Annotated in this window: 24 protein-coding genes; 4 read left to right on the top strand and 20 right to left on the bottom strand. The window is 63.2% G+C overall.

The genetic code is table 11. The features are described 5' to 3' along the window. Positions 1-122: 122 nt before the first annotated feature. Positions 123-1,349 (top strand): SorT family sulfite dehydrogenase catalytic subunit, encoded by a 1,227-nt coding sequence (gene sorT, locus CLH61_RS15250; protein WP_099615617.1) that lies wholly within the window; start codon positions 123-125, stop codon positions 1,347-1,349. Between the two features lie 74 nt (positions 1,350-1,423). Then, the gene (gene sorU / locus CLH61_RS15245; RefSeq protein ID WP_099615616.1) at positions 1,424-1,744 is read left to right on the top strand and encodes a SorU family sulfite dehydrogenase c-type cytochrome subunit; all 321 of its coding nucleotides are present in this window, start codon (positions 1,424-1,426) and stop codon (positions 1,742-1,744) included. A 73-nt stretch (positions 1,745-1,817) separates the two neighbouring features. Here the strand turns inward: sorU and msrB are convergent, their stop codons facing one another. The 3 genes from msrB to chrA all read right to left on the bottom strand — a co-directional run bounded on the left by msrB (position 1,818) and on the right by chrA (position 4,140). Further along, positions 1,818-2,243, bottom strand: coding sequence for a peptide-methionine (R)-S-oxide reductase MsrB (gene msrB / locus CLH61_RS15240; RefSeq protein ID WP_099615615.1), 426 nt, complete (start codon positions 2,241-2,243; stop codon positions 1,818-1,820). 10 nt (positions 2,244-2,253) lie between these two features. Further along, a complete protein-coding gene (gene msrA / locus CLH61_RS15235; protein ID WP_099615614.1) occupies positions 2,254-2,898 on the bottom strand; it encodes a peptide-methionine (S)-S-oxide reductase MsrA in 645 nt (214 codons plus the stop codon). Between the two features lie 63 nt (positions 2,899-2,961). Beyond that, positions 2,962-4,140, bottom strand: coding sequence for a chromate efflux transporter (gene chrA, locus CLH61_RS15230; RefSeq protein ID WP_099615613.1), 1,179 nt, complete (start codon positions 4,138-4,140; stop codon positions 2,962-2,964). A gap of 117 nt (positions 4,141-4,257) precedes the next feature. Here chrA and CLH61_RS15225 point away from each other — a divergent pair, with 117 nt between their 5' ends. Beyond that, positions 4,258-5,232, top strand: coding sequence for a metallophosphoesterase (locus tag CLH61_RS15225; protein ID WP_099615612.1), 975 nt, complete (start codon positions 4,258-4,260; stop codon positions 5,230-5,232). Here the strand turns inward: CLH61_RS15225 and CLH61_RS15220 are convergent. The 17 genes from CLH61_RS15220 to pedF form a co-directional block, all read right to left on the bottom strand. Further along, positions 5,226-5,705: a CDP-archaeol synthase gene (locus CLH61_RS15220; protein WP_099615611.1), complete on the bottom strand. Its 480-nt coding sequence runs from the start codon at positions 5,703-5,705 to the stop codon at positions 5,226-5,228. The genes CLH61_RS15225 and CLH61_RS15220 overlap by 7 nt on opposite strands. 28 nt (positions 5,706-5,733) lie before the next feature. Next, entirely contained in the window at positions 5,734-7,113 is a 1,380-nt protein-coding gene (locus CLH61_RS15215; protein ID WP_099615610.1) for a class II fumarate hydratase, read from the bottom strand. Positions 7,114-7,192: 79 nt separating this feature from the next. Further along, a complete protein-coding gene (locus CLH61_RS15210) occupies positions 7,193-7,477 on the bottom strand; it encodes a hypothetical protein (RefSeq protein WP_099615609.1) in 285 nt (94 codons plus the stop codon). Between the two features lie 62 nt (positions 7,478-7,539). Next, positions 7,540-9,309 carry a PAS domain-containing hybrid sensor histidine kinase/response regulator gene (locus tag CLH61_RS15205; protein ID WP_099615608.1) on the bottom strand — a complete coding sequence of 590 codons (1,770 nt, stop codon included), beginning with the start codon at positions 9,307-9,309 and terminating at the stop codon, positions 7,540-7,542. Continuing rightward, entirely contained in the window at positions 9,293-10,456 is a 1,164-nt protein-coding gene (gene ercA, locus CLH61_RS15200) for an alcohol dehydrogenase-like regulatory protein ErcA (protein ID WP_099615607.1), read from the bottom strand. Before ercA ends, CLH61_RS15205 begins: the two co-directional genes overlap by 17 nt. A 55-nt stretch (positions 10,457-10,511) precedes the next feature. Further along, the gene (locus tag CLH61_RS15195; RefSeq protein ID WP_228152661.1) at positions 10,512-12,392 is read right to left on the bottom strand and encodes a S9 family peptidase; all 1,881 of its coding nucleotides are present in this window, start codon (positions 12,390-12,392) and stop codon (positions 10,512-10,514) included. Positions 12,393-12,412: 20 nt separating this feature from the next. Further along, the gene (pqqE, locus tag CLH61_RS15190) at positions 12,413-13,552 is read right to left on the bottom strand and encodes a pyrroloquinoline quinone biosynthesis protein PqqE (RefSeq protein WP_099615606.1); all 1,140 of its coding nucleotides are present in this window, start codon (positions 13,550-13,552) and stop codon (positions 12,413-12,415) included. Then, positions 13,549-13,827 (bottom strand): pyrroloquinoline quinone biosynthesis peptide chaperone PqqD, encoded by a 279-nt coding sequence (pqqD, locus tag CLH61_RS15185; protein ID WP_228152667.1) that lies wholly within the window; start codon positions 13,825-13,827, stop codon positions 13,549-13,551. The genes pqqE and pqqD overlap by 4 nt, the downstream gene beginning before the upstream one ends. Continuing rightward, entirely contained in the window at positions 13,824-14,597 is a 774-nt protein-coding gene (gene pqqC / locus CLH61_RS15180) for a pyrroloquinoline-quinone synthase PqqC (protein ID WP_099615604.1), read from the bottom strand. The genes pqqD and pqqC overlap by 4 nt, the downstream gene beginning before the upstream one ends. Then, complete coding sequence (gene pqqB / locus CLH61_RS15175; RefSeq protein WP_099615603.1) at positions 14,594-15,523, bottom strand: pyrroloquinoline quinone biosynthesis protein PqqB; 930 nt, start codon at positions 15,521-15,523, stop codon at positions 14,594-14,596. The genes pqqC and pqqB overlap by 4 nt, the downstream gene beginning before the upstream one ends. A gap of 52 nt (positions 15,524-15,575) precedes the next feature. Beyond that, positions 15,576-15,647 (bottom strand): pyrroloquinoline quinone precursor peptide PqqA, encoded by a 72-nt coding sequence (gene pqqA / locus CLH61_RS15170; protein ID WP_007153157.1) that lies wholly within the window; start codon positions 15,645-15,647, stop codon positions 15,576-15,578. Positions 15,648-15,991: 344 nt separating this feature from the next. Continuing rightward, on the bottom strand, positions 15,992-17,512 hold the full coding sequence (gene exaC / locus CLH61_RS15165) for an acetaldehyde dehydrogenase ExaC (RefSeq protein WP_099615602.1): 1,521 nt from the start codon (positions 17,510-17,512) through the stop codon (positions 15,992-15,994). A gap of 229 nt (positions 17,513-17,741) precedes the next feature. Further along, a complete protein-coding gene (locus CLH61_RS15160) occupies positions 17,742-19,517 on the bottom strand; it encodes a methanol/ethanol family PQQ-dependent dehydrogenase (protein WP_099615601.1) in 1,776 nt (591 codons plus the stop codon). A 202-nt stretch (positions 19,518-19,719) separates the two neighbouring features. Continuing rightward, positions 19,720-20,667, bottom strand: a complete 948-nt coding sequence (locus CLH61_RS15155; RefSeq protein ID WP_228152660.1) for a quinoprotein relay system zinc metallohydrolase 1 — start codon at positions 20,665-20,667, stop codon at positions 19,720-19,722. Beyond that, positions 20,664-21,443: a quinoprotein dehydrogenase-associated SoxYZ-like carrier gene (locus CLH61_RS15150; protein ID WP_099615600.1), complete on the bottom strand. Its 780-nt coding sequence runs from the start codon at positions 21,441-21,443 to the stop codon at positions 20,664-20,666. Before CLH61_RS15150 ends, CLH61_RS15155 begins: the two co-directional genes overlap by 4 nt. A gap of 44 nt (positions 21,444-21,487) precedes the next feature. Further along, positions 21,488-22,426 carry a substrate-binding periplasmic protein gene (locus CLH61_RS15145; RefSeq protein WP_099615599.1) on the bottom strand — a complete coding sequence of 313 codons (939 nt, stop codon included), beginning with the start codon at positions 22,424-22,426 and terminating at the stop codon, positions 21,488-21,490. Positions 22,427-22,503: 77 nt separating this feature from the next. Beyond that, positions 22,504-22,932, bottom strand: coding sequence for a cytochrome c-550 PedF (gene pedF / locus CLH61_RS15140; RefSeq protein ID WP_099615598.1), 429 nt, complete (start codon positions 22,930-22,932; stop codon positions 22,504-22,506). Positions 22,933-23,193: 261 nt separating this feature from the next. On the opposite strand from pedF, the gene CLH61_RS15135 reads away from it, so the two are divergent. Continuing rightward, positions 23,194-24,375 (top strand): ABC transporter substrate-binding protein, encoded by a 1,182-nt coding sequence (locus CLH61_RS15135; protein ID WP_099615597.1) that lies wholly within the window; start codon positions 23,194-23,196, stop codon positions 24,373-24,375. The last annotated feature ends 36 nt before the right edge of the window (positions 24,376-24,411 follow it).

Genomic DNA, 24,411 nt, shown 5'->3' with positions numbered 1-24,411 from the left:
GTTGGCGATGGCCGTATTATCTCTGATTTCGAGACTTATTCAGAGTCTCCCTATATGCAATTTTCGCCATAAAGGTGGAAACTGGGTAGTGTCCGCAAATAACAAAACAATGGAGATGGACCATGAACACCGAAATTGAAACCCTGCAGGGCCGCGAGGCCCAGGGCCTTGCCAGCCCCGGACGACGGAGCCTTCTGGTGGGAAGCGCCGGCGCAATGGCGGCAGTGAGCCTGCTGGGGTTCGTCCCGCTGGCCAGAGCCGAAGAGCCGAAATCCCTGCCCGACTATGCTGCCTGGAAAGAACGCAGCGCACTGATTGTCCACAGCGCCAACACCATGGAAACCCAGCGCGGTGCCATCGGCGCCGGCGTGGTCACTCCCAGCGACCGACTTTTCGTCCGTAATAACCTGCCGGCGCCGGACGTCGGCATCACCGCCAACCCGGACGCCTGGGAGGTCCGGATCGACGGCGTGAAGAACCCGAAAACCCTGACCCTGGGCGACCTCAAGCAGATGGGCGTAACCACCGTTGCCTCGGTGCTGCAATGCTCAGGTAACGGTCGCGCCTTCTTCCCCCACGGCGCCAGCGGCACCCAGTGGTCGGTCGGTGCGGCTGGCTGCGTAATCTGGACCGGTGTGCCCCTGAAGACCGTGGTCGAGGCCCTCGGCGGCCCGGCAGCCGGGATGAAGTACATCACCAGCACCGGTGGTGAAGACCTGCCGGCGGGCGTGGACCCCAAGTCCATCATGGTCGAACGGTCCGTGCCACTGGCCGCCCTGGACAGCGCGCTGCTGGCGTGGGAACTCAACGACGAACCCCTGCCCCACACCCATGGCGGTCCGCTGCGGATGGTCGTACCGGGTTATTACGGGGTTAACAACGTCAAGTATGTGAAGAACGTCGCGTTCACCGAGGCCCAGACCGATGCCAAGATCCAGGCCTCCGGCTATCGGATCCGCGAAGTCGGCAAGAAAGGTTCCCCGGACCAGCCATCCATGTGGGAAATGAACGTGAAGTCCTGGGTGACCGCGCCCCTGGAAACTGGCCGCAAGGGCCGCAACATGATCTACGGAGTGGCTTTTGGCGGAACCAAGGCCCTCGATAAAGTGGAGGTATCCACCGACGGTGGCAAGAGCTGGAGCCAGGCGCAATTCCTCGGCCCGGACCTTGGCCCCTATGCCTGGCGGCCGTTTGTCATGGCCGCCGACCTGGCGCCCGGTGAATACCGCATTGTCAGCCGCGCAACGGATTCAGAAGGTAATGCCCAGCCCGAGGGACGCATGGAGAACGAAAGGGGCTACGGCCATAACGGCTGGAGTGATCACGGTGTAACCGTCACCGTGAGCTGACCCGGCCATGCTGTACGGAAGCCAGCGGGCCCTGCCGGCTGGCTTCCGCGTTCTGTCTATCCCGAGGAAATTTCATGAAGCAACTTGCTGTCCTGGCGTTTGCCAGTGTTCTGTTGACCTCTTCACCCGCCTTCGCCGGCGACCTGCTAGCCAAAGGCAAGGCGGTTTTCACCGCCGAAGCGCAACCATCCTGTACCATCTGCCACACCCTGGCGGATGCCGGCTCGGCCGGCGCGGTAGGCCCCAATCTGGACGAACTCAAACCCACTGAGGAGCGGGTCCGCAACGCGGTCACCGGCGGCGTCGGCATCATGCCGGCCTTTGAGGAAAGCCTGTCCGAGGAGCAGATTGCGGCCGTCGCCCACTACGTCTCCACTGTCACCGGCGGCAAATAACCGGTCAGCCCTGTGTACTTGCCGGCGGCCCGGGCCGACCGGCAAGTCCTCCATCACTCCCCATCAACCCACATCACCCCTGCTCGCGAAACACCATGGCAATGGAGTTCAGGCAATAACGTTGGCCGGTGGGGGCGGGTCCATCCGGAAACACATGGCCCAGGTGGCTGTCACAGCGCGGACAGCGGATTTCGGTCCGCACCATGCCCAGGCTGCTGTCTTCCAGGTAACGGATATGCGCCGGATCAAACGGCTGGAAAAAACTTGGCCAGCCGGTACCGGAATCAAACTTGGCAGCCGAACTGAACAGCGGCAGGTCACACAACCGGCAGTGATAGGTACCGGATTTCTTGTTATCCAGCAGGGTGCCGCAGAACGGCCGCTCGGTGCCGTGATCCAGTAACACCGACCGCTCTTCGGCAGTCAGGCCGGCGGCGAGTTCACTGACTTTTTCCGGAGTCAGCGGAGTCAGGTCATAACCGGATGCAGAATCTGTCATTACATACTCCTCAGGCTGTACGGTCACCGGACGGGTCCGGCTTGGTGTGATCACCCCAGACCTCATGGAACTTGGCCACTTTCGGGGCAGCCACGGCCATCACATAGGGTTGGTGGGGATTGCGGGCCACGAAATTCTGGTGGTAGGCCTCGGCAGGATAGAACGCCGCCAGTGGCTCCAAGGTGGTGACAATCGGAGCATCATAGACACCGGCCTCATCCAATTGGTGGATGTAGGCCTGCGCCACCCGCTGCTGATCCTCGCTGGCGTAGAACACGGCAGAGCGGTACTGGGTACCGATATCATTGCCCTGGCGGTTGAGCTGGGTCGGATCATGGGCCACCGAGAAGAAAACCTTGAGTAAGCCGCCCAGGCTGACCGTGGACGGGTCGTAGGTAACCTCCACCACTTCGGCATGACCGGTGCGACCACTGCAGACCGCCTCGTAACTGGCCGTTTCCGGGCTGCCCCCGGCATATCCGGAGCTCACCCCAAGCACCCCGTCCATCGCCAGGAACACCGCCTCCACGCACCAGAAACAACCGCCCGCCAGCACGACGCGCTGCGCCGCCCCGGTTTCCCGGAGATCTTCATCGGGGTCGGGGAAACGGCTGCGAGGAACATTCAGTCCGGGAATAGTGCAGGACGTCGACATACAAACCTCACCTTATCAGGATTCATCCATCAGTCTGGGGCCCGGGCGGCGGAATTGCCAGTCTCACCACAACAACGCTCCGGCCACTGCACTCAGCGGTGCCAGCAACCATACCGGTACCCGCCACAATGCCAGGCCGGACCAGCACAGCAGCACCAGCGCCAGCCCCGCAGGAGTGTGTACGGCCGACGTCCAGACCGGATCATACAGTGCTGCCAGCAGCAGGCCGACCACGCCGGCATTGACCCCCGCCAGGGCCGCGCGGGCCCGCGGGTGGCGGCGAATCCAGGACCACAGCGGCAGGCCGGCAAATACCAGCAGGGCTCCCGGCAGGAACACCGCCAGCAACGCCACCACTGCGCCACCTATCCCCCCCTCGCTGCCACCGAGGAAGGCGGCAAAGGTAAACAACGGCCCCGGCACCGCCTGGGCCGCCCCATAACCGGCAAGAAAAGTATCGGCGGGCATGACCCCGGACGCCACAAAGCCCTCCTGCAGCCAGGGCAGAACCACGTGCCCGCCTCCGAATACCAGGGCGCCGGCGCGGTAGAGTTCGGCTGCCAGCCAGCCGTCAGAGCCCGCGGGCAGCGGGATAAACGACAACCCCAGCAACAGCGCGAAGACCACCGCAAACCCGGATGGCCACCGGCCCCGGAGCGGCAGATGCAGGCTGTCGGCTGCAGCGCCGGCCGGCAAGCCTCGCCAGGCGCCGAATCCTCCGGCCAGCACCAGTACCAGCAGTTGCATCCAGGCCGAGCCAACGACCAGCAGGCTGGCCGCCACCAGCACCGCCAGGGTAAGCCGGGTGCGGTCCGGGCATAGGGTCACCCCCATCTGCCAGACAGCGTGGGCCACCACCGCCACCACGAACAGCTTGAGCCCCGCCACCCAGCCCCCGCTGGCGGCGTCCGGCCACGCTGACAAACCAAGCGACAGCGCGGTCAGCGCCAGGGCGGACGGCAGGGTAAAACCAAGCCAGGCCGCCGCTGCCCCGACATAGCGTGCTTTGAGAAAGCCGATGCTCAACCCCACCTGGCTGGAAGCCGGGCCTGGCAACAGCTGGCACAGCGCGACGACCTCGGCATAGTCGGCAGCCGACAACCAGCGCCGCCGCTTGACGAACTCGTCATGGAAAAAGCCGATATGGGCGGCCGGACCGCCGAACGAGGTCAGCCCGAGGCGGAGAAACAGCCAGAAAATCCGCATCGGGGTAATCGACGGAGTTGCTTCCGAATCATTCATAACACCTGGGGCCATGGATCAAAAACCTTACCAAAGATGAACATTCGCGTTTTTCCGGTTGCGGGAAGCCTCCAGCCAACCATACTTAAGTGACAGGGTTACGACGCAGGACTCACCATGACTGCCCGCGCACACACTCCAGAGAATCAGGACGAACTGCTGGAATATCGCCTGAACCTCCGTCTCGGACCGGTTCACGCCCGCCAGCGTTTGGGTATCGAACGAGAAGCCGAAGCGCTGATCTTCGGCCGCGACCATCACTCCTTTCACCTGGAAAACTGGTCAAGCGCCGCCCGCTTCATCCGCTTGTGCCTGAAGCTGTGCGGCCTGCACCAACGGGGACAGGCCAACAGTCGCAAACTACGGGTAATCCATCACCGGTTTCAGCTGCCCCATCTGCCGGAGGCTTTCGAGGGCTTCCGGATTCTCCACCTGACCGACCTGCACGTGGATATGGACCCCGCCAACCTGGCGGCCGTCATTGCCACCATCGAGCCCCTGGACTACGACCTCTGTGTGCTCACCGGGGACTACCGGCGGCTGACCTGGGGACCGGTTGACGGCGCGCTCGCCGGCATGGCCAGCCTGCGCCAGGCGATCCGCGGCGAGGCCCTGGCGGTACTGGGCAACCACGACAGCATCCGCATGGTACCGGCCCTGGAGGACATGGGGTACCGCCTGCTGCTCAATGAACACACCGAACTGCAGCGGGGCGACGACCGGCTTTACGTGGCCGGGGTGGACGATGCCCACTTCTACAAGGTCCATAACCTGCAGCGGGCCGGCGACGAGATTCCGCCGGGTGCCACCAGCATCCTGCTCAGCCATACGCCGGAGATCTGGCGGGAAGCGGCCCACGCCGGCTACGACGTTTTTCTCTGTGGCCATACCCATGGCGGACAGATTTGCCTGCCTGGCGGCTTCCCGGTCACCCTGGACGCTGACTGTCCACGACAACTCGGCCGGGGCTACTGGCAGCGCAACGGCATGCAGGGCTACACCTCGCCGGGTGCCGGTACCTCGGTGGTCAATGTGCGGCTGAACTGCCCGCCGGAAGTGACGGTGCATACCCTCGGCCGCGGCCCTCAGTGAGGATGGCGGCGAATGCCGAGACGATACAGCAGGGGCGAAAATACAATGTTGGCAACCACAAACACCGCCACGACTGCCAACACCTGCCCCCAGCCCGGGGCCAGGACGTAACCGGCCCAGACCATCGGAAGCGCCGCCTCCGGCAATTGGTCCAGACCCAATGCCCGCGCACTGGACACCAGCCCCAGCCGGCGTTTGATAAAGCTGCTGAGCAGGTCCCCGGCCAGCGCCAGCAAGCCGAACGCCAGCCCGAACCACAGCCCCGGTCCTGCCCACACTGAAAACGCTCCGCACGCCAGCGCACCGCTCACCAGCCCGCGCCAGGTCTTGCTGTAGCCCAGCAGCGGGCGACCATCCCGCCAGCGGCGGCCGCCATCTACCGGCGCTGACCAGCGCTCCCCCAGCACCAGGTGGGCAATCACCGGCGCGCCATTGGCCAGTACCAGCATCACAAACAGCACAACTGCCAGCATGGGCGTATCGGCTCCGGAGTCAGGTAAGTTATCCGGCGATCCCTCCCCGGGTCAGTTTCAGCGGGTCCAGCAGTTCCTTGAGGCGGACCCGGCTCAGGCCACTGCGCTCTTCCGCCACGTCGATCACCGGGCGTCCCGTGCGGTAGGCCTCCTTGGCAATCTCCGCGGCCAGACTATAGCCGATCTCCGGATTCAGCGCTGTCACCAGTACCGGGTTCCGGCCAACGCCGGCATTGAGGTTATCCTCATTGACGGAAAAATCCCGAATGGCCTTGTTGGCCAGCACGGTGGCGCCATGGCTGAGCAGGCGAATCATGTCCAGCAGGTTGGCGCCGACCAGCGGAAGCATGACATTGAGCTGGAAGTTACCGGACTGTCCGGCGATGGCCACGGCGTTGTCCAGCCCCATCACCTGGGCCGATACCATGGCCACCGCTTCCGGAATCACCGGATTCACCTTGCCGGGCATGATGCTGCTGCCCGGCTGCAACGCAGGCAGGCTGATTTCGGCCAGGCCATGAATCGGACCGCTGTTCATCCAGCGCAAATCATTGGCAATCTTGGTAAGTACAATGGCAACGCCCCGGAGCTGGGCCGACAGCGCTACCGGCACGTCCACCGCGCTCTGCGCCACAAACTTGTGCTCCATGGTGCCGAAGTGATAGCCGGTCCGGTTGCGCAGGTACTTTACAAACTGCTCGGCAAACTCCGGCAGCGCATTGATACCGCTGCCTACGGCAGTTCCGCCCTGGGGCACCGCCAGCAGCTCTTCCGCCACCAGTTCAACCCGCCGCTCGGCAGCATGCAGCTGTTCCCGCCAGGTCCGCAACTCCTGGCCCAGGGTGACCGGCATTGCATCCATCAGGTGGGTCCGTCCGGTTTTGACCTGGTCGCGGAACATTGCCTCGCGCTCGTAGATCACACCTCGCAGGTGCGACAGCGCCGGCAGCAGCTGGCCATGGATCTGGCAGACGGCACTGACATGGATGGCGGTGGGGATCACATCATTGGAGCTCTGGCCCATATTGACATGATCGTTGGGATGAATGGCCTCCCCCGGTTGCCGTGCCAGCGCCGCGATCACTTCGTTGACGTTCATGTTGGTGCTGGTGCCCGACCCGGTCTGGTAACGGTCGACCGGAAATTGATCGGCAAACTCGCCATCGAGGATGCGTTCGCAGGCCTCCACGATGGCATCACGCCGGCCGGCATCCAGCTGACCGAGGCTGCAGTTGGCTTCTGCAGCTGCAGCCTTGATCTGCACTACAGCGTGAATAAACTCCGCTGGCATGGGCTGGCCACTGACCGGAAAATTATCGATCGCACGCTGGGTTTGCGCACCCCACAGTGCCGCTGCCGGAACCAGCACCTCGCCCAGACTGTCCCGTTCCGTCCTGTGTTCGCTCATCGCTACCTCCTTTGCTGGTCGTATCCCGGCGTCCTGTCAGGCGATCGGGCGGCAGCTCTGGCGGTGCCGCCCGCCCTCGCTAGCCACCGCCCTGGGACCTCAACCGGACATGGTCGCAAATACCGGTGACCTGGCGAAAATCAAGGATCAGGGTGTGGACAGTGTTGGTGTAGGTATCGTGAAGGTGGAACTTGAACCGCTGCTGTTTTTCGCCCTGCAGAAAGCCATCGTACTCCCGCACCAGCTCCCGTACATCGCCACCCTCGTTCTTGCTCCAGGTCGCGTTGAACGGCCCCAGCACGGCGCCTCCGGCCAGGCAGATAGTTACTTCGTGGTTGGTTAATCCGGATTCTGAAACGGACATGCTGCCCCTCCTCACAAAACCGTCAGTGTCAGAGGTAAGTGTAGCCGCTTCGTGACGCGATGCTATTGACGCGCTGCCAGCGGCAGCAGGCTGACCAGCAGGGCCCGCAGCCGGTTCGGCTTGACGGGCTTGTTGAGAATGGGCAGGTATTGGGCCCGCATCAACCGGCGGGTTTCATCACTGCGGTCAGCGGTAATGACCGCCGCCGGGATATCGCGGCCCAACTCACGCCGCAGGCGGTAGATGGCCTCGCAGCCAGTCCTGCCGCCATCCAGGTGGAAGTCCGCGAGGATCGCGTCCGGTGCCCGCCCCCGCGGCTGACACGCCGCCAGGGCGGCGCTGTCATTGGCCGCGGTGATGACGTCGCAATGCCAGCGTTCCAGCAGGGCCTTCATACTCGCCAGTACCGCCGGTTCGTTGTCGATCACCAGCACCCTGGCACCCGCGAAGCCGTCAACGGCCACGGCCTGGGGAGGAGCCGACAACCGTCCCGGCGGCCGGGACGCCCCCGCTGCCTCCGCCAGGGGCATGGCAACGGTAAAACGGGAACCCCGCCCCACCACCGACGATACCCCGATTTCGCAATCCAGCATCCGCGCCATGCGCTCGACAATCGCCAGCCCGAGCCCAACCCCCTGGCGCCCGCCATCGCCATGGGGCAGCAACTGGTGGAATTCGGTAAAGATGTCCTGCAGCTTGTCCTGCTCGATGCCTACCCCGGTGTCCCAGATCTCGATACACAGGCGGCCGCCGCGCACCCTCGACGCCAGCATGACACTGCCCTCGCGGGTATAACGGAATGCGTTGCTGAGCAGGTTGCGGATAATCCGCGCCAGCATCCGCGGGTCGGTGCGCACCACCGCGGCACGGGGCCGCACCCGGAAGCGGAGGCCGGCATTGGCCGCCACTGCGCCGAACTCCTCGCCCAGGCTGGTCACCAGATCCGCGACCTCGGTATACACCAGGTCCGGCTGGATGGCCTGCTGGTCCAGCTTGGAGATATCGAGCAGGTCGGCCAGCAGCTCCTCCGCGCCCTCCAGTGCGCGGTGAACCTGCTGCACCATGCGCGCCTCGGCCACCGGCAGGCTGCCTTCCTGCAGCGCCGATACCATCAGCCGGGCAGCATTGAGCGGCTGCAGCAGGTCATGGCTCGCGGCAGCCAGGTACTTGTCCTTGCTGAGGTTGGCTTCCCGGGCCGCATCGATGGCCACCACCAGTTCACGCTCCACCTTTTCGCGCACTTCAATCTGGTGCCGCAAGCTGACGTTGGCGTTCTGCAGGGCCTCGGTACGTTCATCAACCCGCCGCTCCAGGTCGACATTCAGCTGCTCCAGCTTCTGGCGGGCCAGGTAGCGCTCGGTTATATCGGCAACGAAGGCTTCCACCACCTCCGGGCCGAGGTCCGGCCGTCGCAGCAGGGTCAGCGCAACATGAACCGGGGTGTTGTCGGCACGGCGCAAGCGGGTTTCCCGGGCCAGCACCTTACCCTCATCAAGCAGTTGCTGGCGGATCGAGTCAAATTCAGCCACGCTGCAGAAAAACTGCTCCCGCAGCCGGATCACCCGTTGTTTGAGGTGCTCGCCGCTGTCATAGCCGCAGATCCTCGCCATGGCGGGATTGACTGCCACAAAGCCACCCCGCAGGTTGGCCTGGAAGATCCCGTGCAGGGCGTTCTCGAACAGCCACTTGTAGCGATTCCGCTCCTGCTCCAGCTCCTCAATGCGCTCCTGCAGCGCGGGATAGTAATTCTTGCGCACCGACTGGCTGCCCAGACCCAGCAGATCGCCAACCCCGTAACCGGCAGTATCCGGCGCCTCAGAGTGCTTCTTCATAAACAACCTGGACATCCCGCAGGGAGGATTTGCGCGGATTGGTCAGGATACAGGGATCCTGCAGGGCAAAGCCGGACAGGTAGGGAATATCGGAGTTGGTCACCCCCAGCTCTGCCAGTTTCGCCTCCAGGCCCACAGCGCGCTTGAGCTCGATAATCCGCGCCATCAGGCGCTGCTTGATAAGGGGGGCGCTCATACCCCGGGTATCGATGCCCATGGCGTCGGCAACCCGGCGGAAGCGGTCTTCCGCGGACGGAAAGTTGAACGCCACCACATGCTCCAGCAGCAGTGCATTGCAGAGGCCATGAGGCAGGTCGAGGAAGCCCCCCAGGCTATGGGACATGGCGTGCACGGCACCCAGAATCGCGTTGGAGAACGCCAGGCCCGCCTGCATCGAGGCCAGCATGATCTGCTCCCGCAAACGGGCATCGCCCACATTGCGCACCAGGGGTTCCAGGTTGGCATTGATCAGCCGGATGGCTTCAAGGGCATGGCTGTCCGTCAGCGGCCCGCTGCCGGTGGAGACATAGGCTTCGATGGCATGCACCAGGGCATCCACCCCGGTGCAAGCCGTAAGATAGCCATCCATGGTTTCGGTGACTTCCGGATCGATCAGCGACACATCCGGCACCACCGCCTTGCTGATAATCGAAAACTTGAAGCGGCGATCGGGGTCGGAAATGATCGCGAACTGGGACACGTCGGCCGAGGTGCCGGCGGTGGTGGGAATCAGAATCAGCGGCGGTGGCGGATTGATGATGGTGTCGACGCCCTCGAACTCGAGGATGTTGCGGCCGTCGGTGGCCACAATGCCGATGCCCTTGGCACAGTCCATCGGGCTGCCGCCACCGATGGCCACGATGACGTCGCATTCGCTGGAACGGTAGAGCTCCGCACCCGCCATCACCTCGTCAACCCGCGGGTTGGGCGATACGCCGGTGAACACCGTGCAACGCAGTCCGGCGGCTGCAATCAGGTCGCGGATCTCGGCTACCCAGCCCGCCCTCTCGACACCCGGATCAGATACCAGGAAAACGTGGCGGGCACCGTAATTGCTGGCAAAGTTGGCAACGGCCTTGCGCGAGCCCGCACCAAAGACAATTTCCGGCGAAACAAATTTGCGAAGGGAGGATATATCGTGGCTCATGACCGCTCTCAATGATCCTGCACGGATCATTTTATTGTTATGTATAGCCCGCAGTTTACCTCAAGTTGCCGGCCGCAGCATCGGCCAAATGGGACTGGCGCTGGTAGAAGGCCAGCAAGGCCTCCATCATCGCCGCCTGGGTCTCCGGCTGGCGGAAACCATGACCCTCGCTGGCAAACCAGTGGACCTCGGGCGGATTGCCGGCCTCTGCCATGGCGGCCGCCATCGACCGGGTCTGTTCAGGCACCACCACCTTGTCCTGTTCGCCCTGAAAGAAAATCATCGGCTGACCAATCCGGCTGGCGTGCAGCGCAGGTGTGCGCTGCTGCCAACGCGCTGCCTGCTGCCCCGGGTCGCCCAGCAGCCAGTCCAGGTAACCGGATTCGAAACGATGGGTCTGCGCCCGCAAACGTCGCGGATCACTGACACCGAACAGGCTGGCACCGGCACGGAAACCGAGGCCGCGAACCATCGCCATGAGCGCGGTATAACCACCGGAACTGCGGCCCTGGATGAAACTGCGACGACGGTCCCCAAGGCCTGCCGAGGCCAGGTACTCCAGGGCCCGCCCCATGTCCTCCACCTCGGCATCGCCCCACTGCTCCGCCAGCGCCATGCGGAAGTCACGACCGAAACCGGTACTGCCACGATAATTCACCTCGGCCACCGCGAAACCGTGGCTGCACCAGAACTGGATCTGCGGGTTGAACACCGGGTAGACCGCTGACGTCGGGCCACCATGGGCCAGCAGGATCAACGGCGGCGGAGCGGTCGCCCCGGATTGCCACGGACGATACAGGAAGCCGTGCACCGCCAGGGGTTGCGCCGGCGCCGGCGGAACGACGAACGGCTCCGGCGGCACAATGCTCCGGCCTGCCAACGGCCGCTCGCCACCCGCCAGTACTGCCAGCTCCCCGGTGGACGGTGTCAGTCGCAACACCGCATCCAACCGGGACGCGGAACGGGCGATGCAGTACAGCCCGTCGCCATAGCACTGCAGACTGCGGAAGTCACCATACTCGGGAGCCAACCGCACCGCCTGCCCGCCGTCCGCAGGCCAGAGCCACAGCTCCCCCCTGCCCTCGCGGTAACACACCCGAGCCCAGCCACCACCGGGCAGCGGCTGGCTGTGGCTCTCCGCCAGTTGCCAGGGGGCGCTGGCATGATCGAGTGCCGGACATGGCAGCGCTTGCCAGGCTGAGGAATCCGCAGAGTGCGTAACGGCAAACGGCTGCCACCAGCCCAGATGATCGGCCAGCACCACCAGCTGTTCGCCGTTGAAGACCGGCTGCTGGACCGCGGCCGGCCCCGGCGCCACACAGGAACGCACCTGCGCCAGCCGGCCCCGGTCATCCAGGTCGGCAACCCACAACTGCGACGCAACCCAAGGCATATCCGGCAGACGCCAGGACACCCATGCCAGCCGTCGGCCGCTGTCCGATACCGCCGGCGCACTGTAAAAATCCAGCCCCTGGTGCAACACCGTTACCGCGCCGGAACCATCAACAGCCACCAGTTGCTGGCCGTCCGCGGTTTCCCGCACCGCCAGGGCCCGCTGACGAACGGGATCGGCAACCAGGCCGCCGAAACAGGCACCGGCGCAAGCGGTCATGGGCCGGGTCTGACCGCTGGCGGAATCGATCCGGAGGATCTGCTGGCTCGTCGCCTCCACCACCAGCACACCATCAGCCATGGCGCAAGCCGCGCCGCCGCCATAGCCATTGACCGCACTGCGGATACTGGTCCCGGAAGCGGACAACCGGCGGGGGCCTTTCCCGGCGTACTGCCACAGCTCGGTATCGCCGGTGTCGGGGTTGAAATCCAGCCAGAACAGACCAGCCGCCGAAACCGTCAGGCCCGCCCGCTGGCGTAACCCGGCGGCGGCCGCGGCCGCAGGCAGCGGCGCGGATTGGCGCAGCGGATCCGGGCTAGCCACGGCGTCTACGCCCCGGCCGCTCACCCCCGGAACAACAGGCGCGAATTGCCGGCATTGCGGTAGACCAGCTCGCCGAGGCCCGCGGTGGCGTGGTCCGCCGCCCGGCGGGCGGCGAGGATCCGCTCATGATGGGGAGACTTGTCACACACCGGGTCGGCATTATCGGCATTGCCGGTCAGCAGATAGGCCTGGCAACGGCAGCCGCCGAAGTCCCGGGTCTTCTCCTCGCAGGATCGGCAGGGCTCCGGCATCCAACTGTCGCCCCGGTAGTGGTTGAAGCCGGGGCTGTCGTACCAGATCTCCCGGAGGCTCATGGACCGGACATCGGGAAAGTCGATCGGCAGCAGGCGGGCACTGTGGCACGGTAACGCGGTGCCGTCCGGAGCCACCGTGAGGAACAGACTGCCCCAGCCGTTCATGCAGGCTTTTGGCCGTTCCTCGTAGTAATCCGGCGTCACGAAAATCAGTTTCATTGCCGATCCGGCGTCGGCCAGTCGCTGCCGCTGGTCATTGACCTGCCGCTCCGCCAGTTCCAGCTGGGCCCTGGACGGCATCAGCCCCTCGCGATTTATGAACGCCCAACCGTAGTACTGGCAGGTCGCCAGCTCCACGTAGTCGGCGCCCAGCCGCTCGCACAGGGTGATGATGTCGTTCATCTGGTGGATGTTATGGCGATGAATGACAAAGTTGAGCACCATCGGGTAACCGGCATCCTTGACCGCACGGGCCATCGCCAGCTTCTGCTCGAACGCCTTGCGAGAGCCGGCAACAGCGTTGTTGAGCTCCGGATCGGACGCCTGGAAACTGACCTGGATATGGTCCAGGCCGGCTTCGGCGAAGGCATCCACCTTGGCTTCGGTCAGGCCCAGGCCGGAGGTAATCAGGTTGGTGTAGTAACCCAGGGCCCGGGCCTCGGCAATCAGCTCCGGCAAATCCTGCCGTACCAGCGGCTCACCACCGGAGAAACCAAGCTGGGCCGCGCCCATTTCCCGGCCCTGTCGCAGGACACTCACCCACTGCTCCGTGGTCAGCTCCTGCCCGGAATGGGCAAAATCCAAGGGGTTCGAGCAATAGGGGCATTGCAGCGGACAGCGATAGGTCAGCTCGGCCAGCAGCCACAGGGGCGGCCCGACCTGCGGTGTTGCCGACGCCCCGTTCATAGCCACTCAATCCAGTGCTGCTGTCCTGCATCCCGCAGAAACTCGCGGACATCCGGCCCCAGATCCCCGGCTTCGGGGAACCGGCGCTGCAACGCGGCAATAATGGCTTCGACATCGCGCTCGCCGTCCACTTCGTTCAGGATGGCACCGGCACTTTCGTTGAGCTTCACCATCCCCTCGGGATATAGCAGCACGTAACCGTTCTGTGCCGGCTCCCACTGGAAGCGGAACCCTCTGCGGAAACGGGGAATCTGTTTCATCCCGGCCTCCGTCACAGGCCCCGATGCCATACCGCCTGCCCGGTTACGGTGTGATACGGTGGCGTCCGGTGGCTGTAGGCCATAGTCATTGCATCCAGCATGGTCCATAAGATATCCAGTTTGAATTGCAGGATGTCCAGCGCCCGGCTCTGCTGGGCGGCGGTCACAAAGTGATCAAGGGTAATGCCCAGGCCATGCTCAACATCCCGGCGCGCCTCGGACAGCCGTTTACGGAAGTAGCGGTAGCCCTGCGGCTCGATCCAGGGATAGTGTTGTGGCCAGCTGTCCAGCCGGGACTGGTGGATCTCCGGGGCGAACAGTTCGGTCAGCGATGAACAGGCGGCTTCCTGCCAGCTCGCCCGCCGCGCGAAATTCAGGTAGGCATCCACGGCAAAGCGAACCCCCGGCAACACGTGGCGCTGGTCAATCACCTCCTCGCGGCTCAGGCCCACCGCCTCGGCGAGAGCGAGCCAGGCTTCGATACCGCCGACATCGCCGTCATGCCCGTCGTGGTCAAGAATCCGTTGCAGCCACAAGCGGCGCACCTCGGCGTCCGGGCAGTTGGCCATAATCGCGGCATCCTTCTGGGGAATCCGGATCTGATAGTAATACCGGTTGGCGACCCAACCACGGATCTGCTCCGGGGTGCTTTGCCCGCCGTACATGGCCTTATGGTAGGGGTGGTGGATGTGGTAATACTGGCCCTTATCCCTGAGCGCCTGCTCAAAATCCGTTCGGTTCATGGCGGTGGCGGTGTTGGTGTTGGTGTTGGCGATTGCGTTCATGGCTGCCCCGACAAGTCGATGTGCATACCGTCCCGGGAGACCTCGATACCGTGCCTCACCAGCTCGGCGCGCTCGGCGGAATCCTCGTCCAGGATCGGGTTGGTGTTGTTGATATGAATGAGGATCTTGCGCCGGGCCGGCATGGCATCCAGCACCTCGATCATCCCGCCCGGGCCGCTCTGGGCCAGATGCCCCATGGCCTGACCGGTCTTGGTGCCCACCTCCTGGCGGATCATTTCATCATCATGCCAGACGGTGCCATCCACCAGCAGGATGTCCGCTTTGCGCATCCAGCCCAGAACGCGCTCGTCCGGCTGACCCAGCCCCGGCGCATATAGCAGGGTCCGGCCGGTGCGGGTATCCCGCAGGAAGATACCGATGTTATCCCCCGGATGGGGATTGTCCCGCCGTGGCGAATAGGGCGGCGCGTTGCTCAGCAGCGGAATGGCCGTCAGGCGGATGGACGGGGCACAGGGAATGCTGAATTCCAGCTGTTCGGAGGCCTGGATCTCCCGCCAGGTCAGGCCACCATTCCAGTGTTGCAGCATGGTAAACAGGGGGAAACCGCTGCTCAGGTCATCATGCACCTGCCGGGTACACCATACGTCCAGCGGCAGGCCCTCCCGCAATGACAACAGGCCGGTGGTGTGGTCCACCTGGCTGTCCATCAGCACGATCGCATTGATGCCACTGTCACGGACCGCCCGGGCCGGCTGCATGGCCGGAAAGGCCGCGAGCTGGGCACGGATATCCGGTGAGGCGTTGAACAGGATCCAGTGCTCGCCATCCTCACTGACTGCGATGGACGACTGGGTGCGGGCGACGGCGTTCAGGGTACCCTTGCGGTAGCCGGCGCAATTGGCACAGTTACAGTTCCACTGGGGAAAGCCACCGCCAGCTGCGGAACCGAGGATATGGATCTGCATGGGCAAGACTCCGGAACGGAAATGGCCAGCCATTCAGCTGGCCATCCGGTTCTCAGCGGTTGGCGAAGTACATGGTGACTTCAAAACCGATCCGCAGGTCTTCGTAGGCTGGTTTGGTCCACATGATGCTTACCTCTTGTGATGATTGTTGTCGCATTCAGGATCCGTTAACGGCCTTGCCGGTAACTCTCCTCAATCCTACCCACAGGGAGGTTACCTAAATATGGTACTTTGGGACTGATTTTGCGATGCGAGGCAGGCTGGAATTCGTTCTTTGGAAGCATGCCACGGCCCGGCACAACAACGAAAAAACGGCCCTGGGAAGGACCGAAGCATGAAGTGACCCAGCTCTCCCCGGAGGGAGCCCCGGCCAGTCACCGGGGAGGTATGGTGCACGTCCCTGTGCGGACTCACCCCGGGGCCGCAGCAGGCCGCCCCGGGGGACAACGACGCAGGTGACTGCCAGGCTCAGAAGAAGCCCAGCGGGTTGGTGTCGTAGCTGATCAGCAGGTTCTTGGTCTGCTGGTAATGCTCCAGTGCCATCTTGTGGGTTTCACGACCGACACCGGACTTCTTGTAACCGCCGAAGGCCGCGTGTGCCGGGTAGGCGTGGTAGCAGTTCATCCACACCCGACCGGCCTGGATGGCACGGCCCATGCGGTAGGCACGGTTGGTGTCGCGGGTCCAGACGCCGGCACCCAGACCAAACTCGGTATCGTTGGCGATGGCCAGGGCTTCTTCCTCGGTCTTGAAGGTAGTCACACCCACCACCGGGCCGAAGATTTCTTCCTGGAACACCCGCATCTTGTTGTCGCCCTTGAACAGGGTCGGCTGGATGTAGAAGCCATTGTTGAACTCGGCACCAAGGTCTTCGCGGTCACCACCGGTGAGCACCTGGGCGCCTTCTTCCTTGCCGATGGCCAGGTAGGACATGATCTTGTCGAACTGTTCCTTGCTGGCCTGGGCGCCCACCTGGACATCGGTATCCAGCGGATTACCGCGCTTGATGGCCTTGGTACGCTCGACCACTTTGGCCATGAACTCGTCGTACATGTCTTCCTGCACCAGGGCGCGGGACGGACAGGTACAGACTTCACCCTGGTTGAAGAACGCCAGCACCAGGCCTTCGACGCACTTGTCGATGAACTCCGGCTCGGCCTGCATCACGTCGGAGAAGTAGATGTTGGGGGACTTGCCACCCAGCTCCACGGTGGACGGAATGATATTCTCGGCCGCGCACTTGAGGATATGGGAGCCCACCGGGGTCGAGCCGGTAAAGGCGATCTTGGCGATGCGCTTGCTGGTCGCCAGGGCCTGGCCGGCCTCGATGCCGTAGCCGTTAACGATGTTGAGAACACCCGGCGGCAGCAGGTCGCCGATGATCTCCATCAGCACCAGAATGCTGGCCGGCGTCTGTTCGGCCGGCTTGAGCACGGTGCAGTTACCGGCGGCCAGGCAGGGGCCCAGTTTCCAGGCGGCCATCAGCAGGGGGAAGTTCCAGGGGATAATCTGGCCAACAACACCCAGCGGCTCGTGGAAATGGTAAGCCACGGTGTTGGCGTCGATTTCGCCCAGATGACCTTCCTGGGCCCGCAGGCAGCCGGCAAAGTAACGGAAATGGTCCGCCGCCAGCGGAATGTCCGCATTGAGGGTTTCACGAACCGCCTTGCCATTGTCCCAGGTTTCCGCAACCGCCAGCTTTTCCAGGTTGGCTTCGATTCGGTCGGCAATCTTCAGCAGGATGTTCGAGCGCTCCTGGACGGAAGTCTTGCCCCAGCCCGGTGCTGCCTTGTGGGCGGCGTCCAGCGCCAGTTCGATATCCTCGGCAGTGGACCGGGGGATCTCACAAATCACCTCGCCGGTTACCGGCGTGATGTTCTCGAAATACTGGCCTTTGACCGGGGCCACCCACTCGCCACCGATGTAGTTCTCGTAACGGGATTTGAAGGAGACAACAGCGCCGTCCTTTCCTGGTTGTGCGTAGATCATGGTCTCAACCTCTTGTTGTGTTTGTCGCATGGCAACGCGGCCTTTCGCGTTTACTGTTTCAATGTAGACCCCGAATGCCGGTTCGTGAATGATGCGATGGGGGCGAAAAACTCGTTCCTTGGTAGTAGACGGTGCCGCCCGGCCAGTGCCGGGGGCACAAAAAAGGGCCACCCGGAGGCGGCCCCTGGCGGCGGGCGGCGGTTATGCCGGTCCGCCCGCGCTGGCCTGCTTACTTGCTGGCAACCCGGTCCTTCGGCAACTTGAAGGTCCACACCGTGCCGCCCTGGTTGAAGTTCTTGACCACCTTGGCCACTTCACCACCCCACAGCGGTACTGCGCCACCCCAGCCGGAGGCCACGGACACGTACTGTTCGCCGTCCATTTCCCAGGTCACCGGCGTACCCACCACGCCGGAACCGGTATTGAAGCGGTAGAGCTCCGCGCCGGTCTTAGCATCAAAGGCCTTGAGGTAACCTTCCGGGGTACCGGTAAACACCAGGTTGCCCGCCGTTGTCATTACGCCACCCCACAGCGGAGCCGGGTTTTCATAGCGCCAGACTTCCTTGCCGGTCTTCGGGTCCATGGCCCGCAGCACGCCGATGTACTCATCGTTGGCCGGCTTGATGGTGAACCCGGCCCCCAGGTAGGCAGCACCTTTCTTGTAGGAAACCGGCTCGTTCCAGATGTCCATGGACCATTCATTGGAGGGCACGTAGAACAGCCCGGTCTCCTGGCTGAACGACATCGGCATCCAGTTCTTGCCACCCAGGAACGCCGGCTGGGCTACCACCGGCTCGCCCTTGTCGCCCTTGGTATCCGCGGGGTTACCCGGGCGGCCGTTCTTGGTGTTGTAGATCGGGCGCCCCTTGTCATCCAGCCCTTCGGCCCAGGTAATCTTGTCAACAAACGGGAAGCCACGGATGAAGTCGCCGTTTTCGCGGTTGAGCACGTAGAAGAAGCCGTTACGATCAGCGGTGGCCGCCGCCTTGACGGTTTTACCGCCGTCCTTGTAGTCGAAGGAAATCAGCTCGTTGACACCATCGTAGTCCCAGCCATCGTTGGGCGTGGTCTGGAAATGCCACTTGATGCTGCCGTCGTCGGGATCAATCGCCAGCCGCGAGGATGAAAACAGGTTGTCGCCAGGGCGCAGATGGGAGTTCCAGGGCGCCGGGTTACCGGTTCCAAAGAACAGGCTGTCGGTATCGGCGTCGTAGGTTCCCCCGAGCCAGGTCGCCGCGCCCCCGGTTTTCCACATGTCACCCGGCCAGGTCTTGCCGGCTTCGCCGCCGGAGATACCGTTTTCGATGGCCTTGCCGTCCTTGTAGACATACCCCATATGGCCCTCAACAGTGGGCCGACTCCACAGCTTTTCACCGGTGTCCGGATCGTAAGCCTCAATCTTGCCGACAATGCCGAACTCGCCGCCGGACACGCCGGTAATCAGCTTGCCCTTGACGATGATGGGCGCCGCCGTAATGGAATAACCGGCCTGGTAGTCCTCGACCTTCTTGATCCAGACCACCTTACCGGTGTCCTTGTTGAGGGCAACCAGCTTGGCATCGAGGGTGCCGAAAATGACCTTGTCGCCGTAGATGGCGGCGCCGCGGTTGACGACGTCACAGCAGGGCATGATGCCATCCGGCAGACGGGCATCATACTGCCAGAGTTCCTCGCCGGTGCGGGCATCAATCGCCCACATCCGGGAATAGGAGCCGGTAACGTACATGACACCGTCGGCAATCAGCGGCTGCGACTCCTGGCCGCGCTGTTTTTCGCCACCAAACGAAAATGCCCATACCGGCTGCAGGCTCTTGACGTTGCTGCTGTTGAGGCTCTTGAGTGGGCTGAAACGCTGGCCCTGATGACCCATGCCGTAGGTCAGCACATCGCCGGTGGTCTCGTGGTCACTCATCAGGTCCTTGTCGGTAACCGCCTGGGCACCAAAGGACACCGCCAGCGCCAGGGCACTGGCAGCAAACTGTTTAACGATCGGCTTCGATCTCATGGTTGCGCTCTCCAATTCTCTTGTTGTCGGTTTCAGCAGCGAACCGGGAACTTTTCCCGCCTCTGGCACCCATCATTGAATCTGGGCCGCCGGGCAACAATTGCTCCCCGGAACAGGTTTTCTCATCACTTGGTAGTAAGACTTCAAAAAAAGCCCGCAGCAGGTGCGGGCAAAGAAGCACTGAACAACAGGGTTCAGATCGTCATTCCGGCAACAGGCTCAGCGCCCGTTTTTCATAATCGGGATACAAATGGGTGGTGGTGCGGACCAGCTCGTAACGGCGTTCGCTGATGCCGTCAAAGCGTGCGGGAATGGGCGCATTCATTACTTCCGCAGGGCTGAGGCCGGCCCTGGCGGAGTCCGCCAGCAAGGTGTCGAGCCAGGTCAGGTAATCGGCCATCTGGCGCAGCGGGGACAGATCGGTGCTGACCGGACCATGGCCCGGCACCAGCACCGTCACCGGCAGTTCAGCGAGCTGTTCCAGTTCGGCCCGCCAGCCCAGCAGCCCCGGGCTCTGCGGCGTGGTCAGCGCGCGGTTATGGAACACCATGTCGGAGGCAAACAACACGCCGGACAACGGCTCAAACACTACCAGGTCGGCGCCGGTGTGGCCCGTCATCGCGATGATCTGCAACCGCCGTCGTCCAACCTCCAGTACGCCGGGTGCAAGGACGTTGTCCGGCACGACTACCTCGGTGCCGCGCATCCAGTCACCGATCATCCGGTACATGTTGTCTGCGAACGCCTCGCCGTCCCTCGCCAACGCTGCCCGGGCGTCGTCCAGCATATACAGGGTGGCGGGCTCGAACGCCTGGCTGCCGAAGGCGTGATCCGGGTGATGGTGGGTTATCAGCACATGGCTGATCGCTTCGGCAGTGGTTTCCTCGATCAGTGCCCGCAAAGCCTCGCCGTAGCGCCGGGACGGCCCGGTATCGATCACCACCACCCCGGCCCCGGTCGTCATGAACGCGGTGTTGACGATGTTGCCGCCATTGCCCCGGGAGAAATTTTCCGTGCTGCCTTCCACGACCCAGATCCCCGGGGCGATCGCCCGCGCAGCCAGGTCATACTCCGGGGCTTGCGCCGCGGCGGTGCCTGCCAGCCAGGCGACCAGCAGTGCCAGGATTCGGGGGACCCGTGCAGAAATCACAAGTCACCTCCCAGCCGGCGCTCGAACTGGTTACCGTTGTTGTCCCGCAACCACAGGGTGGCCCGGGGCGGCCGCTGACCGAACTCGAAAACAAACATCGGATTCTCGGCGGCGGACTCGGACAGCGCCATACTCAGCAGCAGGGGCTGGCCGTTGCCCTGGCGCAGCTCGACCTCACCAATAAAGAATGCCGGGATATTGCCCACCATGCCGGAGTCCATCGGGTGCATGACATTGACCTTGTATCGCATGCCCTCTGCCCGTGAAAAAGCGCCTCCGCGGATAGTTCCGAAATGGCGCTCCCAGTCCGGATTGGACATGGTCTGGCTCGGCGCCGTACAGCCGCCGCCCGCGGCGTCCACGTAACGGCTGCCAATATGCCAAACGCCCTCCCGGTCCTGCACCGCAACCCTTACGGTCGTCGCCTGCTGGACACGGAAGTTGAGCGCCAGCAGGGTCAGCGGCTGCGGACCCGGGCTGGCGGAAAACAGGTGAGGTACGGGGTTGAGGTCCACCCAGGCCACTATCTGGCCGGGGGCTTCGGGAAAGGCACTCAAATCCACCGTCAACGGTACCTGGGCGGAATCCTCGGCAAACTCCGGCACCCGAAGGTTGACCCGGTCATCATGGACTACCCGGGCATCACTGCCCAGATAGCGCTCGATGTTGTAGGCCCACATCGGCGAGCCGAAAGGGTCATCAGGCCATGCCGCCCGAACACCCACCGACAGCAGGCAGCCAAGGACAAACACCAGTATGTTGATCAGAATGTTCATTCGCCTCCCGCTCCCTGTGTGCCCGCAGCCCCGGTTCGGCCGGGTCAATCCGTCGCCGCAGTGTTGAGGATTTCCTGATAGAACCCGGGCATGCTGTATCGCAAGCCGTGGTTTTCAAAGATCTCCGCCATGTCGCCGCTACGGACCATCTGGTCGACAAGCGCTTCGATGGCGTAACCGAGCTGTCGATGGGTATGCTTGACCGCCATCCCCACATCCCAGACCTGCTTGCCCATCCCGGGAAAGCCGTTGATCGCAGGCCGGAAGTTGTTGCCACGGTGCAGTACAAGCTGGTGGTCGATCTCCGCCCGCATGCCCATCACTGCCCTCACCTCACCTCTGGCCATCGCCTGGAATGCCGCCGCCATGTTGGGAAAATGCCGGGTCTGGTTGCGCAGTCGGCCGCCGAACGCGGAGGTCAGGTAGGTGGCGGGCAGAGTGTCGATTTCCACACCGATGGGGTGGTACTGGAAGATACCAAGGGTTTCCACCCCCTCCAGCTCGTCCGCGTCGAAGGCAATCTGCCATTGCTCCTGCTGGTAGGGGCCGAACAGCACGACCTGGTCGTTGATCACCTCACCGGTGGAATCCCGCATGTAGGCGTATTTCTTGTCATAGGGTACCCGCAACATGACGTCGGCGATGCGCCGTTTGGCCAGGTAATGCCCCTTCCAGACGTTGTTGCGCAGGTCGTCGTCGAGGGTTTCGTCCGGAGTGATCCAGTGCACACGAAATTCGACCCCCATCCCGTCGGCAATCCGGCGCCCGATATCCACATCAATACCGCGGGGTTCACCTTCTTCCTGCCAGGAATAGGGCGGGAAGTTTTCATACAGGCCCACCTTGAGGTAACCCGACGCCAGGATGAGGTCATAGGTGCGGTCGGCAGGCCGGTTCAACAGCGGGTCGCCGTCGTCCACTTCCTGAGCCAGCGCGAACTGGCAGACCAGTAACAGTGCGAGAATGCGCGATACCACGTTCATTGCTTCCCCCCGGCGACCTCGGGCGAGCCCGCAGCCCGCCCGGATTGCCCCTGACCAATAAAACTCCGCCGCAGCCCTCATTCCGGCTTGGGCAGTGATTCCACGTAGCTCCGGATCGCCCACATGGCATTCTGGTCGAGCGTCTTCTTCCAGGACGGCATACCGCGGTCGGTGCCGTTGCGAACACGGGTAATGAAGTATTCATCATCCCATTCGGACAGTTCCCGCAGGTCCGGCGTCAGGCCACCGGACATGGCACGAATGCCATGGCAGCCCGCACAGTTTCCGGCATAGGCGCTTTCGCCGACCTGGATGGCCTGGGCATTGAAATCGCCATGCTCATTGCCCTCCCGGAAGGGATTCTCGATGCGAATTTCTTCTCCCAGTTCAGGCAGATTGCCGGTATCCACTTCCTGGGGTGTGACGTTGCCGTGAGCCAGGGCCAGGCCGGTGACGCCAAGCAGAGTGGCGGCCAGGACCCCGTTGAGTGAGAAGGACGTTGCCATTGTTGTTACCTCTGTGTTGATTCCCCGTGCATTGGCTATTGGATTTATCAGATGCCAACTTGCTGGTTTCCAGTCTAGGAATCCTCAGGGTCAAGCCGAATGCCACTTTGGGGTTTTTGACTTAGTTCCTTGGTAGTAGACGCAGCGACCCCCGGGGGTCCGTCTAGTTCTTTAGTACCGCCACTTTCCTACTTTCTGAATATTCCCGGGGCTTTTGACCTTCTCTAATCTGGAAGCACAACAACAACTCCGGAGAATGTCATGTCTGTTCCAGCCCGGGTCGTGGCCGCAGCACTGTTTTCCCTGATGGCCGCAGCGCCCCTTTCGGCCTCGTCGGCCGAGTCGCTTGAGGTGCGCATCGGCTACCTGCAGTGGGTCCCGGACCAGGGGCCGGTACTGTCCAACGTGATTCCGGAGCCCGACGACGCCGGCCTGCGGGGCGCGGAGCTGGCCATCGCTGATAACAGCACCACCGGCAAGTTCCTGGGCCATAGCTATTCCTTTCAAGGCGAAGTTGCGGACTCCGAAGAAGCCACTCTTGCCGCCTATGACGCCATGCGCCAGAGCGGCATCGAGCTGTTTGTGGTGAACGCACCGGCGAAGACGCTGAAGACCATCATGGAGAAAGCCGGAACAAACACCCTGGTCTTCAACGCCGGTGCCAGGGACGATGCCCTGCGCACCGGTCAGTGCCACGCCAACCTGCTGCACACCATGCCCAGCTACGCCATGCTCACCGATGCCCTCGGCCAGTGGCTGAACCAGCGGCGCTGGGATGAAGTGTTCCTGATCACGGGCCCCACCGAGGCCGATAAGGGTTGGGCCGAGGCCTTCCGTCGCTCGGCCAAACGTTTCGGGCTGGAAATCGTGGAAGACAAACCCTGGACCTTTGACGCCGACTTGCGCCGCACCGCCTCGAAGGAGCTGCCGCTGTTTACCCAAGCCCGTGGCTACGACGCCGTGGTGGTGGCTGATGTACGGGGTGATTTCGGCGAGTACGTGCCGTTCAATACCTGGCTGCCGCGCCCGGTGGTTGGCACCCAGGGCATGTCGCCGGTGACCTGGCATCGGGTGGTGGAAAGCTGGGGCGCGGCGCAGCTGCAGAACCGCTTCCGGGAGTTGGCGGGCCGGGACATGAACAGCGAGGACTACGCCGCCTGGGCCGCCGTTCGCGCCATTGGCACGGCAGTGGCCGACCTGGGTTCCGCGAGCCCCGGTGAGATCCGCAATTTCCTGTTCAGCGACAAATTCCAGCTGGCCGCATTCAAGGGTCGCAAACTGAGTTTCCGGGACTGGAATGGCCAGCTGAGGCAGCCAATTCCCCTGGTCCATCCCAGAGGCCTGGTGGCGCGAGCGCCGTTCGAGGGCTTCCTGCATCCCAATACCGAAATGGACACCCTCGGCTTCGACCGCCCCGAGAGCGAGTGTCGGATTAACGACTGACCGCCCTGGCGGTACGTTTTTTAAAACAAGAAGGAG

It is taken from the genome of Marinobacter profundi, assembly GCF_002744715.1.
Lineage (GTDB): Bacteria > Pseudomonadota > Gammaproteobacteria > Pseudomonadales > Oleiphilaceae > Marinobacter > Marinobacter profundi.
Note: the sequence above shows the minus strand (reverse complement) of the source record. Positions and strands in the feature narration are given on the sequence as shown.